We start from the raw sequence: 15349 nt of genomic DNA on the forward strand, positions 1-15349 counted from the left end.
AGTGATAATTGTGCTGTCAAAGATCAGCCTTGAAGGCGAATGGAAGCTGCAGCTGGAAGAGAAGGGGCAAGGACTGGTGCTACCTTTTACCGATGTAATTATGCTGCCGGGAACTACCTCCTTCGCCCGTAAAGGGCCGAAGAATACCGAGATTCTCGTAGGCGCACTAACGGATGAATATCTGTACGAAGGACCGGTCTGGTACTCCAGAGAGGTTGTGATTCCGGAAGAGCTGGCAGGTAAGCACTGCTGCTTATATCTGGAACGTACAAGGCTTACCACCCTCTGGCTGGACGGTCAGGAGATCGGCAGCCGCGACAGCTTGAATACTCCGCATGTATATGAGCTGCCGCAGCTGCAGCCCGGGAGTCATACGCTTACTATCCGGGTGGACAACACCGGCTATCCGACCAAAGGCGGGCATATGACCTCGCCGGACACCCAGACCAACTGGAACGGAATTACCGGGCGGATGGAGCTGCAGTTCTATGGGGAAGCCCGGATTAGCGGCATCCGGCTGAAGTCTGATCTGCCTGCACGTTCGGTGCAGATCTCGGCAACGCTGGAGAGCATGCAAGGTGCTACACTCGCGGTATCTGCTAATAGCTTCAATAGTGAGATAACACATTCCGTAGAGGAACAGGAATATGTCATCGCACCGGGTCCGTTCACTATAGACTATGCACTGGGTCCCGATGCGCTGCTGTGGAGTGAATTCGCTCCCAATCTGTATACTGTCAGCCTTGTTCTCAAGGGCAGCGATGGAATTCCCGTGGACCGGCAGGAGGTGATCTTTGGGCTTAAGTCATTCCGGGCTGAGGGGGACAAGTTCACCATTAATGGGGAAAAGACTTTTCTGCGCGGCAAGCATGACGGCCTGATCTTTCCACTTACTGGCTATGCTCCAACAGACGTAGAAGAGTGGGTGCGGATTCTGGGTATTGCGAAGTCTTACGGGATCAATCATTACCGCTTCCACACCTGCTGCCCCCCGGAGGCTGCGTTCACCGCTGCCGATCTGCTCGGGATCTACATGCAGCCGGAGCTGCCGTTCTGGGGCACGATTACAGTAGAGACGGACGAAGGACATAACCAGGTGGAGCAGGATTATCTGATCAGTGAAGGATACTCCATCCTGCGGGAATTCGGCAATCATCCTTCCTTCGTCATGATGTCGCTAGGCAATGAGTTATGGGGCAGCAAGGAGCGGATTGATTCATTCCTGAAGGACTACAAGGCATTCGATGACCGGCCGTTATACACCCAAGGCTCCAATAATCATCAATGGGTGCCTGAAGTGCTGGAGCATGATGACTTCTTCAGCGGTGTGCGCTTCACGCGCGACCGGCTGTTCAGAGGGTCCTATGCCATGTGCGATGCTCCGCTAGGCCATGTCCAGACCTCGCTGCCAAGTACAATGAAGGATTACGACGATCAGATTGTTCCGCCGGGCTTCGGGAATGGTGAAGGAGTGTCCGTCGAGGCAGGCGGCGAGATCCTGATCCAGTACGGTACCGAAGCCAAGGCCGTACAATCCGGCAGTGAGTCCGGTGAATGGATACCACAGGTTCCGGTAATCTCGCATGAGATTGGACAATATGCAACGTTTCCGAATTTTGCGGAAATTGAGAAATATACCGGTTCGCTCAAAGCGGAGAATTTCATTATCTTCCGGGAACGGCTGGAGAGCAAGGGGCTTGGCCATCTGGCCGATGCATACTTCAAAAGCTCAGGCCAGCTCGCTGTCGCCTGCTACAAGGAAGAGCTTGAGGCTGCCTTCCGTTCCCGCCGGCTAGCGGGATTCCAGCTTCTGGATCTCCAGGACTTCAGCGGCCAGGGTACAGCATTGGTAGGTGTTCTGGATGCCTTCATGGATTCCAAGGGGCTGATTAGCCCGGAAGAGTGGCGGACCTTCTGTAATGATGCCGTGCTGCTGGCAAGATTCCCTAAATACAACTACGGCGCCGGGGAGACCTTCGAGGCCCATGTGGAGCTGAGCTGCTTCCGCAGCGGCATGCCGGATGCCATTGAGCTGCACTGGGAGCTTGCGGTTGAAGGGAGAGCCCGGACAACGGGCTCAGCCGGAGCCTTTATTCCTGCCGGAACCCATTACATTGACATTTGTGATCTGGCGATTGAGCTTCCTGCGGTTGACCGGATGAGCCGTGCGGAGCTGGCGCTTCGGGTCCAAGGAACCGATATCCGCAAAAGCTACGACTTGTGGATATATCCTGAGCAGAGGGATAAACCGCTTGAAGCTGAAGGCATCCATGTGTTCACAGAGCTGTCTGAGGAGGCAGTCTCCCTGCTGGAGCAAGGCGGCAACGTGCTGCTGATGCCGGAGCCGGAGTCGGTTCAGAACGGAATCGAAGGCTATTATTGCACGGATTTCTGGTGCTACCCGATGTTCCGCTCGATCTCGGAGAGCATGAACCGGCCGGTTCCCATCGGTACGATGGGCCTGCTGATCGATAACGGGCATCCGGTGCTGCGCGATTTCCCGAGTGAAACGCATTCCACCTACCCGTGGTGGACTATCGCCCAGCATTCCAAATCGCTTATCATGGATGAGGCGGACTGCAGCTGGAATCCCATCGTACAGACCATCGATAATTTCGAGCGTAATCACAAGCTGAGTTTCCTCACAGAGTGCCGCGTAGGTAACGGTAATCTGCTGCTGTGTGTACTGGATGCCGCTAAGGTGAGCCGGACCACTGAAGGCAGACAATTCTTGACCAGCATAGCCGGTTATATGAATTCTGCTGATTTCCAGCCGCAGTACCGGGCAACGATTGCAGAGATTCAGGCATTGATTCGTTAAAAGACTGGGTAGAGCTGTCCCACAGCCGTGAAGCGGCTGGTTGGGGCAGCTTTTTAGAATGCGGAAGCCTCGTTTGAAGCTAATATTCGGAGATAGGTGTATTCCGTGCAATTAAAACTAGCAAAAAGGAAGGCATTCTGCTTCTAACTGTAGTTTGTACAACTAAAATTGCCCGAATGAGCGAAAACCCGGCTGTGAGGGAATTTTAAATGTACCTTATACAACTAAACATACTTTCGGTAGAAAATCGAATGATTTAGCTGTACAGATTGCAATTAAGCCCAACTGTGTACCTTTACCAGACGCTCGGCAAACCCTCAGCTTGTAGTGGGTTAATGTGTTAATGGGTTATTGTATTACTCGCAAGGCTAAATCTGCTACCTCCCTAGTTTCCCGAATATACTCCATGAACCTTCTGGAGGCGGGGGACAGATAATGGTCCCGCCGCCATTGCAGGCCCACCTCCCATTCCCAGCCCGGTTCCTGGATGGGAATCCAGACCAGACCGTCAAGCATCAGTCCCAGCGTCTGCGGAAGCACGGATACGCCGAGCCCGGCTTTGATGAAGCCTGCCACAGTAATCAGATCCTCTGCATAATAGGTGGGAGCCAGTTCGAAATTAGTATTTTGGAAGAGGGAGGTAATGGTGTCCCTGAGTCCGCAATTCGTCTTCAGTCCCACAAACGGCTCACCCGACAGCTCGAACAGACTCAATGAGGAACGCGATGCGAACCGGTGGGAACTGGAGACCACAATATAAATCGGTAATCTGCGAAACACCATCCATTCCTTATTCTCCGCCGTAGTCTCTCTAGACGTAATCAGCATATCCGAGGTCCCGTTATCCAGCGCTTCGTCGATATCCCCGTGATTCCCCTGATACAGATCAAACCGCACTTTCGGATGGTCTGCCTGATAGTCTCTGATAAGCGATGGGATCAGGTCCACGCCAAGAATATTCAGATAAGACAGATGAACGGTTCCGCTCTCCGCATTGGCCGACTCCTCAATCTCCCGCACCCCATTCCCGATACTGCGCAGCGCTTCTTCGACCCGTGAACTGAACATAACCCCATAGCGGTTCAACTGGACATTGCGGCCCTTACGCTCGAATAAAGGAACCCCCAGCTCGCTCTCCAGTTTGGAAATCGCATGGCTCAAGGCAGGCTGCGTAATTCGCAGCGCTTTGGACGCTGAGGTCATATGCTCAAGCCGGGCTACGGTCAGAAAGTACTCCAATTGTGTAAGCTCCATGCAGGCAGCCTCCTTTATATATTAATATTATTCATGACTTTAATGAAAATAATAAATTAGACGCTCATATTAATCAAGTCTAATATATACATATAGACCTTAGGGCGGCTGGACTTCCAGCCTATCCTGAGGAATCCCTAATGAAATGAGGCTGTAACGATGGCTGTAACTTATGCTAGCCCGCTGACAGAATACGAAGGTAAAAGAATCTTGGTAACAGGCGGTACCAAGGGGATGGGACAGGCAATCGCTGCCCGATTCACAGCGGCAGGCGCTGAAGTTATGACTACTGCCCGGACACTTCCGACGGAAGGGCCCGCTTCGGATTTGTTCGTCCAGGCCGATCTGTCCACGCCCGAAGGCGTGGAGCGAGTCATTGCCGCAGTCAAGGCCCGGTTCGGGCGGATCGACATTCTGGTGAATAACGCTGGCGGCAGCTCAACACCAGCGGGGGGATTTCTCGCAGCATCCGATGAACACTGGATGGATGCGCTGAATCTGAACCTGCTGGCAGCTGTGCGGCTGGACCGGGGGCTGATCCCGCTCATGCTGGAGCAAGGCAAGGGAGTCATCATCCACATCTCTTCCATTCAAAGAGTGTTGCCGCTGATCGAATCGACCATCCCCTATGCAGCCGCCAAAGCTGCGTTAAGCAGTTACAGCAAGAGCTTATCTAAGGAATTCTCTCCGAAGGGCATCCGGGTGAACCGGGTTGCGCCGGGCTTCATTCAAACCACAGCAAGCGAGGACTTCCTAAAGAGTATTGCGGAGGTAACAGGCAGTGTGGAAAGTGCACTGCAGTCGGTAATGGACGCGCTGGGCGGCATACCTATCGGACGCCCCGGCTTCCCTGAGGAGGTAGGTGAGCTGGTAGCCTTCCTTGCTTCCGACCGCGCAGCCTCCATTACGGGTGCCGAGTACGTGATTGACGGTGGAACCGTACCTACGGTGTAAGGTGAAGCTTCAAGGTTAAGCTCTGTCTAAACTAACCTATACTATTAGGACAGTCCGTTAGCCATTCATTGGCTGAGCGGGCTGTTCCTTTTTCTTTTATTTGTTTTGGTCAGGAAATCCAAACACAACAGCGGCCGGAAGTCCAAATGTTCACCGCAGCGACGACCAAGCTTCGAGTTATAATGTCAGTTGTAATAATTCTTTATCTTTTCTTTAGATTTGGTTTAGACTGGATTAAGAATGGCAGGCTATAGTTACAAAGAGCGCGGCTTGCATGACAAGATAGAGGGGGATTCACCATGTATACCATTCTCATAGCCGATGACGAATCGGAGATTGTTGAGCTTCTGCAGCTGTATCTGGAGAAGGAATATAACATTTTGACGGCAGAGAACGGAATCGAAGCCTTGAAGCTGATGCAGAATAACAAGATTGACCTGGCGATACTGGACATTATGATGCCGGGGATGGACGGGCTGCAGCTGCTGAAGCGGATTCGGGAGCATGAGCATTTCCCCGTATTGTTTCTGTCCGCCAAGAGCCAATATCATGACAAAATCCTGGGGCTGGAGCTTGGAGCGGATGACTACATCGCTAAGCCTTTTAATCCGCTGGAGATTGTGGCGCGTGCCGGGGCCATGCTGCGGCGGGTGCATCAGTTCGATGCCAAGGCACCGGAGGAGGAGAAGCCAAGTGAGCAGATCGTGCTCGGCAGGCTGACGCTGGACCGGAGTACCTGTCAGGTTGAGGTGGCCGGTGAGGCCGTCGCTCTGACCTCTACCGAATATAAAATCCTGGAGCTGCTGATGCAGCAGCCGGGCCGTGTTTTTACACGCAAGAAGATCTATGAGACCGTCTGGGAAGATTTCTACGTCTACGAGGACAACAGCATTATGGTGCACATCAGCAACATCCGCGACAAGATCGAACGAGATTCCAAGAGACCGGAATACCTGAAGACGATCAGGGGATTGGGGTACAAAATTGAAGCACCCGTGGAAAAGTAGAGATAACCGCCCGCTGCAGACGTCGCTGACCATCGACTTCCTGCTGTTCAACTGCATGCTGCTGATGCTGGTGTTAGTGGTCTATCTATTCGTACAAAAGGATATTGCTGAGGTTATCCGGGAGCAAATGACGCCTGACCCCAATCTGTCTGTGGAAGCCGGGGCGTACCGGGAGGAGCTGGGCCAAGGGCCGGAAAGTGAGCGTCTGCTGAAGAGCGGAGGCTGGCTGGAGCTGCTGGATTCCGGCAAGCGGGTGATCCGTGTTGTTGGCGAGAAGCAGGATGAGATTCAGGTTTATGATGAGGACAGCCTGTTTCAGGGACTGGAGAACCGCAGCGACCAACTCTTTTATTATTCTATTACGAGCGTAACGGAGCAGGATAGCGGGGCAGCATGGATGTTACTTAAGATTCCCCGCGATGTAATCAATGTCTCGATTAACAACGAGTTTCTGGTCTCCTATCTGAATCATTCGGTGTTCTTTTATGTATTCCTGGTCAGCGGGTTGATTCTGCTGCTGATTTTTGTGTACAGCTATTGGGTCTCCAGACGGATCAAGAAGCCGCTGCGGGTGCTGAATCTAGGCTTGAACCGTATGATGGAAGGGCATTACAATACCCGAATCGCTCTCTATGCAGAGACGGAGTTCCTGCGGATCGGCCACAGCTTCAACTACATGGCTGATGTGATTGAGAAGACCACCGAGGAGAAGCGTCTCGCCGAGAAAAGCAAGCAGCGGCTGATGGTCGATCTGTCGCATGACCTGAAGACCCCGATTACCAGCATCCAGGGATACGCGCAGGCCCTTATCGAAGGACGCGTTACCGACCCGGAACGTCAGACGAAATATTTGAATTACATCTACACCAAGTCCGTGCAGGTCACCAAGCTCATTACGCATATGCTGGATCTGCTTAAGCTGGACTCACCGGATTTCATCCTGCGTATAGAGCGCCTTGAGCTGGGCGACCATCTGCGGGAGATTATTGCTGATACCTACGGCGAGATTGAGCAAAAAGAATTCGAGCTTCACCTGCAGGTGCCCGAAGAAGAGGTCTATGCCCGTTATGATCCAGAGCTGTTCGCCAGTGTTATTAATAATCTGATCGGCAATGCTCTGGCCTATAATCCCGAAGGGACGCGCATCCGGGTATCCGTGATTCCCGAGGATACACAGATCAGGATCGAGATTGCGGACAATGGAGTCGGCATTCCGAAGGAGCTGTGGACTACGATCTTTGATCCGTTTGTGCGGGGAGATGAATCCCGGACAACGGCAAGCGGGGGTACCGGTCTGGGCTTGTCCATCGCCAAGAAAAATGTGGAGAAAATGGGCGGCACTTTGCTGCTGGAGAGCAGGGAAGGGGAGCCGACGGTATTTGTGATCCGTATTCCGAAGTAGCGAACGGCTGAAGGAGTACAGATAAGTGATTTTATATAGAGGAAATAATTAACTTCTTGTCGAATGTACTGATCTGGAAGATTCCGGCACCTTGCCGGGACACCTAACTTACATCGGGGGAAGGAATTAGAACATCTATGAAAAAACTTGCATTACTGCTCACCACTCTGCTGCTTGCGCTCGGACTGGTCTATCCGGGAGGCGCCGGACAGGCAGCGGCCGCAGCCGCACCGGTGTACACGGAAATTGCTACGTTTGTCGAAGGCAACCTGCTTATTTCGCCAGCCAAATCTGTACTCGTGAATGGCTCTGCCTATGTTCCGGTTAAGCTGGCCGGGCAGATCCCGGGCTTCACTGTGGCGGCAGATGCCACTGGCGTAACGCTCACAGGCAGCAAAGGAAGCGCCAAGCTGAACAAGGATAACTCTATTTTGTACAAAAGCACCAATTACGTAGCCTTCAAAACCCTGCTCAAGCTCGGAGCGATTGACGGCAAATATGCCTCCAGCGCCATAGCGTTGTTCGTCTGGAGCACTGAGGATGGCAAGAATAAGAGCAACAGTATGCTGTACGCGATCAGCAAGCTGCCTGGAACGATGGGCATTGTGCTTGGCAAAAAGGTCTACTTATATGGACATCCGGGAAGCCATTGGGTGAAAAGTGTACAGTATGTTGATGACAACAACCAGAACTTTGTGATGCAAAATGAAGCCGGAACCGAGTGGGTTCTGGACTTGAACGATTTTGTGGACAATACCATGTACACCATGGAGAATATTGATTATTTGAAGTATTACTATAATGGACTAACGGTGTGGACCCGCAACGCCATGATTACCGATAGTCCGTTCAAGAACTTTGAGAAAGCAACCATCGCGAATTTCCGCCCGAACCCGGCCAATGGTAATTTAGAAATGATCATCCGCCGGGCCAACGGGCAGGAGGTTCCGCTCAAGATTGAACCTCGTGATGACCCTAGTGAGTATGTCGAAGAGGTACTGTTTTTCAAGAATCCGCAAACGAAGTTCAAGATCAGCGATAAAATGTGGTCAGCCATCCGTGAAGAGCGGGCGGTCAGCGGCATGACGATCACAGAGCTTCTGCTCTCCTGGGGAGACCCGGACGAAGTTTATGACGGGTATGTAGTGTACGGCCACCAATACGTCTATTTCATCAATGATAAGGTCTTCTCTATAGTTAATCTTTAATTCTTAGCATCTCCAGGCTTGCTTAAGGAATTCTTAGAGTTCCTTGGGCAGGCTCTTTTTTTCATGTATAATAAATGCACCGGAACCAGCTATTCTTTTACACTCTAGGAGGACATTATGCAGCTCATTCAACCCCAAGCTATTCAGACTCGGATCGACGATTTCGTCTCTGAGGATCTATATATCCATCTTGAACTTACAAACGGAGCCTATGCCAGCCATTTCGACAGCTCCCGTGCTCCGGGCTCGGTGTTCATCAGCAATGCCGAGATCCGTTACACGAACGGCTCCATCTCAGGGACAGGACCCTACCGGGTGGGCTTGAAGACAGAGAAGGGCTGGATCTATGCAGAAGGCCTGACCCATGTGGATGAGCAGGATAACGAGCGGCTGATTCTGGCCGGACATGACAGTATGGGCAAGCTGATCGTGGCGTTGCAGCTTAGCCGGAGCCCTTTTTAATGATACTGGAGGAGTAAGCAGACATGAATAATAAATCTATGGACCATGCAAGAATCCTGGTGGTACTTCCCCATCCTGACGATGAAGCCTACTTCGTATCCGGGACGCTGGCGATGTATATCGCAGCAGGTGCAGAGGTGACCTATGCCTGTCTGACACTGGGAGAGATGGGCCGGAATATGGGCGTTCCGCTCATTGCGAACCGCACGACCTTGCCAGCCATCCGCCAAGCGGAGCTCGAAGCTTCCTGTAAGGCCATTGGGATTCAAGACCTGAGGATGCTGGGCTTCCATGACAAAATGATTGAGTTCGAAGACCCGGCGCTTCTGGATCAGCGGATGGAATCGCTCGTGAAGGAGCTTGCCCCGTCGCTGGTTATTACGTTCTACCCCGGATATAGCGTGCACCCGGATCATGATGCCACTGGTGCTGCGGTGATCCGTACAATGGCCCGGCTGCCCGCAGCGGAACGTCCGGTTGTACATAGTGTCGCCTTCTCGAACGGCCATCAGCAGCGGATTGGAGCAGCCGATGCAGTCATCGATGTAACGCCTTTTATCACTGTCAAAATCAACTCCATTCTGGCGCACCGCACCCAGTTCCAGGAGGATAAAGTGCTTGGTAGCCTTAAACCCACCGATGCAGCAATCCGCAGCAAGTATGGTACGGAACGCTTCTGGACCTACCGGTTCCCAGAATGCAAGGAACAGCCGGAGGAAGCGGCATTGTGCTGCAATTAAGAATGGAGGCGTAAAGATGACAGAACAACGGGTATACATCCGCTACCCTGAGGCGGGAGATGCCACGGAGCTGACGGGGATGTATTTGCGTAACCGTGAATTTTTTGAAGAACATTCACCGGAGATCAGCGGGGATTTCTATACAGAGGAGTACCAGCGGGACAAGCTTGCGCAGTATGAAGAGTTCAGGGCAGCGGATGAGAGATACGACTTCCTGGTCATTCACAAGGCTGACCGCCGGATTATCGGTACTGTCAGTCTGTCTTTTGTGGTGCGGGGACCGCTGCAGAGCTGTATGATCGGGTACAGTCTGGACAAGGACTATAACGGAAAAGGCTATATGACGGAGGCGGTGCAGCAGGTCGTGCGCTATGCCTTCGAGGAGCTGAAGTTCCACCGGATTACTGGGGAAGCCTCACCGGATAATCCCGGCTCCATCCGTGTGCTGGAGAATGCAGGCTTCCATAAGGAAGGCATTGCCCGTCTGAATGTGAAAATCCGCGGGGTGTGGAAAGACCACCAGATTCTCGCGATTATCAACCCGGCTGATATTAGTTAATGGAGTTAACACTAACGGATTAGTAGCTTAAATATTAACATTGTGGAGGATCACCAATGAGCCAGCGTTTACGAATTACCCGTTCCATGCAGGAAGAGAATGCAGAGCAGGCGCTAGCCTTAGAGGAATGCAAGCAATACTTTGTCGATAAATCCGGCTTCAGCTATTCCGGGGTCTACACCGTACAAGGTGCAGAGAGCACGATGTCGATTAATGGAGATTTTTTCATGTGGAGCCATGAGGGGACGGAGTATCCGTTCCGTCTGTATATGGGCGATCTGTACGTTGCCTTGTCAACGGAGGCTATTGTACCCGTGATCCTTGAGATTGCCACGGACCTGCGGGCCGATGTGGTTGAGGGATAGGCTGAGTAAAGTTCGGATTAAGCTGTTTTTTACACATTCTGTGCGCTCCCCGGATGTTATATTGATTCAGTACATATAAGAACTGGGGGACCCAGAATGAATACATATCAGAGCAGAGTACAAGAGCTTCACACGATGCTGACCCGCTTTATGGAGAATGGACCGTTTACCGGATTGCAGGTGGGGATCGTTAGTGAGGACAAGATTCTTTTTACAGGAGAGTATGGCAGCGCTAATGTGTCTACAGGGGAGCCAGTGGTTAACAGCACTCTTTTTCACCAGGCATCCGTCTCCAAGACCTTCGTAGTTACGGCTGTGATGCAATTGGCAGAGCGTGGGCAGGTAGAGCTGGACTCACCTATAGTGAGCTATCTTCCGTATTTCAAAATGAATGATGAACGCTATCATCAGATTACGGTCAGACAATTGTTGAATCACACCTCCGGGATGCCGGATGAGGAGGATTATGCCTGGGACCGGCCTGAATATGATGAAGAGAGTCTTGAGAGGTATGTCAGAGGAATCTGCCATCTCGGCCTGTTGAGTGATCCGGGTACTCATTTTGCATACAGTAATATCGCTTATGAAATTCTTGGAGATCTGATTGCCAAGGTTAGCGGCCTCAGCTTCGAGGAGTATATGCGGCAGCATCTTCTGGAGCCTGCTGGGATGAGCACGAGTTCTTTTCTGAAAATGGAGGTTGAACAGGTGCTGGCTGCGCCCCATGTGCTGAGGAGCTCTGCAGGGTACGGGCCATATGTTAGTGAAGTGTTCCCTTACAATAGAGCGCATGCTCCCAGCTCCACACTGTATACCAATGCGCAGGAGATGTGCCAATATATGCTGATGCAGCTCGGTCAGGGCAAAGCTAAGGATAGATATAACGCCTTACAGCCCGGCAGTTATGATCAGATGTGGAACCCTACTATGGCTACAGGCTGGGGGCCGGAGCATGAAGCTGTGGGGCTGGGCTGGTTCCTGGGCCACTATAATGGCTCACGGATACTCTCGCATTCCGGCTGGGATACCGGATTCCTTAGTGAGCTGATTCTGCTGCCGGATGAGAATCTCGGCATCTCTGTAATGACCAACTGTGACCATGTGTGGCTGGGCAGTGTGACCCGTCCTATTCTGGATCTGCTGCTGGGCATGGAGGTCCGCCAGCTTAAGCAGTCGATGGTACATCATCTTGCCAAGACTGTTGTCACGAGCGGCGCAGGTGAGGCCATTAACGAATACCAGCGTATCCGGCGCTTAGAGCAGGATAAGTATTATGAAGCGGATTTTGAATTTATGCGGATTGCTGATACCTTAAGTTATGGCGGTCACCGGGAGGGAGCAATACGCATTCTTACCTGCGCTGCTACAATATACCCGGACAGTGAAGCCGTTGCAGACAAGCTGCAGCAGCTTTTGGACGAAGCCTAGATTTTTCAGTGGGGTAAGACCCGTCTTCCAAGCGCTCCCTAGCGGTCATCAAGACTGTGATGGGAGTCTTTGGTCTTGCGGGAACGCCGCCGGGATATGAACAGCAGACACAAGGCAATCACGGTGAGGATCATTCCCAGCAGCCGGAATCCGCTGAAGCTGAACTGGTCGCCCATAATGATTCCGATGAGCAGGGAGGAGAGGATCGTCCCGAAATATCTGGAGGTGCTGAATAAGCCGGAGGTTACCCCGATGATCTCTTTTGGCGAGTGGTTGAACAAGGCGGCTTGCATGGCGACGTTGTTCAGTCCGTTGCTGATTCCGAAGGCAGCCAGGACCAGGATGATGCTGATTACAGGCGATGCCGGATTCAGCATCACGATCCATAGCGACCCGATGGTCATGAGGATTGCCGAACCTGCCTGTGCGGGCCGGGGCCCTGAGGCATTGATCCATCTTCCGGCGATTGGAGAAACGGCGAGTGAGCATAGACCCAGACTTAACATCAGAAGCCCGGTGTGGAATTCACTGACCTTACGAACGAGCTGCAAATAAGATGGAAGACCGAAGAAGACGGAATAAAATAATAGATTAACCAGCATGAATTCGACGTTGACACGGATCAGCCCGGGATACCCGGCGAAGGTACGCAGAGGAATGAAGGGCATGGCTGTTCTTAACTCATGCCTTACGAAGACCGCAAGCAGGATGAACCCGGACAGGCCGATGATTACATTGAATAGGGAGACATGACCGGAGGACTTGGCCGACAGCATCTGCGCAAGTACAGCCACCAGCCCCACAGTGAACAACAGGATTCCAGGCACATCCATCCGGCTCATCCATTGCCGCAAGGACGGCTTGGGTAATAAGGCTGCGGACGGCTTATCTTGCGGGATGGTTCTCCAGGCTAACAGGAAGCTCGCCATTACAAACGGCAGGTTGATGTAGAAAATGGAAGACCAGCCCCACACATGGATCAAGACCCCGCCGATGAACGGTCCTGCCGCTGCCGCTCCTGATGTAAACATCGACAGCAGGGATAGAGCAGAGGCTTGCCTGTCTGTAATATTCACCCGGATGATAGCCATCCCTACAGCCACCACCATACTGGTTCCAATAGATTGGATAATCCGCAGAACAACGAGTCCCCCGAAGCCCGGAGACCAAGGGGCGAGCAGGGAGGCTGCGAAGACGATTACCAGTCCGGCCAGGAATATTCTCCTGCGGCCGAAGATATCGCTGGCTCTGCCCATGACAGGCTGGGCAACAGCGCTGCCAATATAGAACGAGAAAATGATCCAGGAAACCACAGTGAACTCAAGCCCGAACACATGCTGTAACCTGGGGATTGCCACAGCTACCATCGAAGAGTTAAGCGGGTTAAGCATGATTCCCAGCCCAACGGATATCATTAACCACCAGTTGCGTGCATTCATTGTTATTCCCCCTCAAGTGCTGTACAGTTATCGTACAGGATATGAGTTATTTACTCCAACGCATTTCATGTTATGATTTCATAGACTTGAGGGAATGAATGGAGGCGGGATATGGAGCTTCTTCAATTGCAGTATTTCATCGCGGTTGCCCGCCTGGAGCATATGACCGAGGCTGCACACAGGCTGCATGTTACCCAATCCTCACTGAGCAAGACCATTCAGCGGCTTGAGGAGGATCTCGGAGTTCCATTGTTCGACCGGAGCGGGAGGAAGCTGCGGTTGAACGAGCCGGGACGCCGATTTCTTCAACGTGCAGAGAAGGCGCTGTTCGAATTGGAACAGGGGAGGCAGGAGCTTAAGGACCTGTCCAGCCTGGAGTCCAGCAACCTTGAATTAGCGGTAACCACCGCGAGTACCTTGCCCGGTATTCTCCGGGAGTTTCGCCTCAAGCTGCCGGACATCCATTTTCACGTACAAATGCTGCCCATGCAGGAGATGATTCCCCTTCTTCAGAGGGGAGAAGTTGATTTCTGCTTGTCCTCTCCTCCGGTCAGAGGGGAAGAGCTGGAATGTCAGGTGGTCTGTAACGATCACATCTACCTTGCCGTTCCAGCCGCTCACCCTCTGGCGGAGCGCAAGAGCCTCGCCTTGATAGAGCTTAAGAATGAGTGGTTTGTGGGTGTCAAACAAGGTTACGGGATTCGAGATTTGGTGGATTCCGTCTGCCAGGCTTCAGGATTCCTGCCACGCTATGTGTATGAGGGAGACGAACCGGCCCGCTTGATTGACCTGGTGGAAGCCGGAATCGGCTTAGCCTTCATCCCGGGTACGGCGAGGAATGCGCAGGATCATATCCGTCTGATTCCGCTGGAAGACGAGGGACTGGTCAGGGAAATCGCCTTGTTATGGCATAAGAACCGCTATATTTCACAGGCGGGCCTGATTTTCCGCGAGGTTGTTATCGAATATTTCGCTAAGCTATAATGTCACCGGGAGGAATGAACCTATGAACGACACACAGATTACAGAACACAAGCGCATACTGGTGGTGTTCCCGCATCCTGATGATGAGGCTTTTACAGCGGCTGGCACACTGGCGAAGTATATTGAGCAAGGCTCAGAAGTAACCTATGCCTGCCTGACGCTGGGCGAGATGGGCCGGAATATGGGGATTCCTCCATTCGCGAACCGGGTAACCTTGCCGGAGATCCGCCGGGAGGAGCTGCGTGCTTCCTGTCAAGCTATCGGGATACAGGACTTAAGAATGATGGGCTTCCACGATAAAATGATCGAGTTCGACGACCCGCGCCTGCTGGAGTATACAATACTTTCCCTGCTTCGGGAGCTGACGCCGTCCCTAGTGATTACTTTCTATCCCGGCTACAGCGTGCATCCGGATCACGATGCCACCGGAGCGGCGGTCATCCGGGCAGTCCACCGCCTGCCTGCCGCTGATCGGCCGGTTGTCCACTGTTGCGCCTTCTCCATCGGCCATGAGGAGCATATCGGACTATCGGATGTGCATGTCGATGTCACCGCATACTTGGACAAGAAGATGGCTTCTATCCAGGCACACCGTTCGCAATTCCAAGCGGCGGAGCTTGTCGGCAATCAGGAGCTGACGGCGGAGGAGATTCAGCTCCGCTTCGGGCAGGAAGCCTTCTGGACCTACCCCATGAACACACAACACTAAGAGAAGGCAGGAATCAC

General features: G+C 52.5%; 14 protein-coding genes. 12 read left to right on the plus strand and 2 right to left on the minus strand.

Annotated elements, in window-relative coordinates:
* Positions 1–10 precede the first annotated feature (10 nt).
* Positions 11–2821: a glycoside hydrolase family 2 TIM barrel-domain containing protein gene (locus J2Z70_RS06475; protein ID WP_209870636.1), complete on the plus strand. Its 2811-nt coding sequence runs from the start codon at positions 11–13 to the stop codon at positions 2819–2821.
* A gap of 348 nt (positions 2822–3169) precedes the next feature.
* Here J2Z70_RS06475 and J2Z70_RS06480 read toward each other — a convergent pair whose 3' ends face one another.
* Entirely contained in the window at positions 3170–4075 is a 906-nt protein-coding gene (locus J2Z70_RS06480) for a LysR family transcriptional regulator (RefSeq protein ID WP_209870639.1), read from the minus strand.
* A 159-nt stretch (positions 4076–4234) separates the two neighbouring features.
* On the opposite strand from J2Z70_RS06480, the gene J2Z70_RS06485 reads away from it, so the two are divergent.
* The 9 genes from J2Z70_RS06485 (at position 4235) to J2Z70_RS06525 (ending at position 12200) form a co-directional block, all read left to right on the plus strand.
* Entirely contained in the window at positions 4235–5029 is a 795-nt protein-coding gene (locus tag J2Z70_RS06485) for an SDR family oxidoreductase (protein ID WP_209870641.1), read from the plus strand.
* Between the two features lie 299 nt (positions 5030–5328).
* Positions 5329–6036: a response regulator transcription factor gene (locus J2Z70_RS06490; RefSeq protein ID WP_076075611.1), complete on the plus strand. Its 708-nt coding sequence runs from the start codon at positions 5329–5331 to the stop codon at positions 6034–6036.
* On the plus strand, positions 6014–7438 hold the full coding sequence (locus tag J2Z70_RS06495; RefSeq protein WP_209870644.1) for a sensor histidine kinase: 1425 nt from the start codon (positions 6014–6016) through the stop codon (positions 7436–7438). Before J2Z70_RS06490 ends, J2Z70_RS06495 begins: the two co-directional genes overlap by 23 nt.
* Before the next feature lie 137 nt (positions 7439–7575).
* Positions 7576–8646, plus strand: a complete 1071-nt coding sequence (locus tag J2Z70_RS06500; RefSeq protein WP_036728437.1) for a hypothetical protein — start codon at positions 7576–7578, stop codon at positions 8644–8646.
* A 117-nt stretch (positions 8647–8763) separates the two neighbouring features.
* On the plus strand, positions 8764–9108 hold the full coding sequence (locus J2Z70_RS06505; protein ID WP_076075603.1) for a YojF family protein: 345 nt from the start codon (positions 8764–8766) through the stop codon (positions 9106–9108).
* Positions 9109–9131: 23 nt separating this feature from the next.
* Positions 9132–9848, plus strand: coding sequence for a bacillithiol biosynthesis deacetylase BshB2 (bshB2, locus tag J2Z70_RS06510; protein WP_245368026.1), 717 nt, complete (start codon positions 9132–9134; stop codon positions 9846–9848).
* A 16-nt stretch (positions 9849–9864) separates the two neighbouring features.
* On the plus strand, positions 9865–10407 hold the full coding sequence (locus J2Z70_RS06515) for a GNAT family N-acetyltransferase (protein ID WP_209870647.1): 543 nt from the start codon (positions 9865–9867) through the stop codon (positions 10405–10407).
* Positions 10408–10463: 56 nt separating this feature from the next.
* Positions 10464–10772, plus strand: coding sequence for a hypothetical protein (locus J2Z70_RS06520; protein ID WP_209870650.1), 309 nt, complete (start codon positions 10464–10466; stop codon positions 10770–10772).
* Positions 10773–10868: 96 nt separating this feature from the next.
* The gene (locus tag J2Z70_RS06525; protein WP_209870653.1) at positions 10869–12200 is read left to right on the plus strand and encodes a serine hydrolase domain-containing protein; all 1332 of its coding nucleotides are present in this window, start codon (positions 10869–10871) and stop codon (positions 12198–12200) included.
* Positions 12201–12238: 38 nt separating this feature from the next.
* On the opposite strand, the gene J2Z70_RS06530 is transcribed toward J2Z70_RS06525, so the two are convergent.
* Complete coding sequence (locus J2Z70_RS06530) at positions 12239–13639, minus strand: MFS transporter (protein WP_209870655.1); 1401 nt, start codon at positions 13637–13639, stop codon at positions 12239–12241.
* A 111-nt stretch (positions 13640–13750) separates the two neighbouring features.
* Here J2Z70_RS06530 and J2Z70_RS06535 point away from each other — a divergent pair, with 111 nt between their 5' ends.
* Entirely contained in the window at positions 13751–14623 is an 873-nt protein-coding gene (locus J2Z70_RS06535; protein ID WP_209870658.1) for a LysR family transcriptional regulator, read from the plus strand.
* Between the two features lie 22 nt (positions 14624–14645).
* A complete protein-coding gene (gene bshB2 / locus J2Z70_RS06540; protein WP_209870661.1) occupies positions 14646–15332 on the plus strand; it encodes a bacillithiol biosynthesis deacetylase BshB2 in 687 nt (228 codons plus the stop codon).
* Positions 15333–15349 lie beyond the last annotated feature (17 nt).

It is taken from the genome of Paenibacillus silagei, from assembly GCF_017874735.1.
Lineage (GTDB): Bacteria > Bacillota > Bacilli > Paenibacillales > Paenibacillaceae > Paenibacillus_AQ > Paenibacillus_AQ silagei.